A 633-nucleotide genomic window follows, 5' to 3' on the forward strand; every position below is an offset into this window, starting at 1 on the left:
CCCGCCGTGGCCACACAGCGCATGGTGGCGACGACGATCCGCCGGCGGGTCTCCTCGCCGCTGGCGCCGACCGGGCGTCCACGCTGCGCCCGCGTCACCGTGCTCTCCCCACTCGCGCGTCCTGTCCGCCGGCTCTGAGTGCCCGGCAGGTCGAATATAATCGAGTGATCGATTAGTTTGGGCTTCCGCGCGGAGGTGCGCAGTGTGTGATGGACGGACCTGCGGCGGGTTCCGCGCGGCATGAGCGTCGCGCCGTCGCAATTGGGCCGCCCGGTGGGCGCCGACGGGGAGCAGACCCGCGCTCGGATCATCACCGCGGCGATGCGGTGTGTGGCCGAGATGGGCTACTCCCGCACTACGATTCGCGAGATCGCCCGCACCGCGAACGTCACCAGCGCCAGCCTGTACAACTACTTTCCGAACAAGGCCGAGTTGATCAAGGCCGCGATCGCGGCACGCACCGATGTCGCATTGCCTCGACTGCGGGCGGCCGCCGCGGGCGCCGGGACCGCCATCGATCGGATCGAGGCGGTGCTCGACGAGTCGGGCCGGCTCATGCGCGAGTACCCGGATCTCGCCGCCTTCGAGTGGGTGATCCGCGCCGAGGGCGTGGCCGACGTCGCGCCGCGTCAT

Annotated in this window: 1 protein-coding gene and 1 pseudogene; one reads left to right on the forward strand and one right to left on the reverse strand. The window is 70.6% G+C overall.

Features of this window, described 5'->3' with window-relative positions; translation table 11 throughout:
- Positions 1-98, reverse strand: a pseudogene (locus tag A5781_RS26275) (TetR/AcrR family transcriptional regulator); the annotation flags it as partial.
- A gap of 142 nt (positions 99-240) precedes the next feature.
- Here A5781_RS26275 and A5781_RS15720 point away from each other — a divergent pair.
- Positions 241-633 (forward strand): TetR/AcrR family transcriptional regulator (locus A5781_RS15720; protein ID WP_156624694.1); only part of this gene is annotated, 393 nt, incomplete at its 3' end.

The sequence above is a fragment of the Mycobacterium sp. 852002-30065_SCH5024008 genome (assembly GCF_001665645.1).
GTDB lineage: Bacteria > Actinomycetota > Actinomycetes > Mycobacteriales > Mycobacteriaceae > Mycobacterium > Mycobacterium paraffinicum.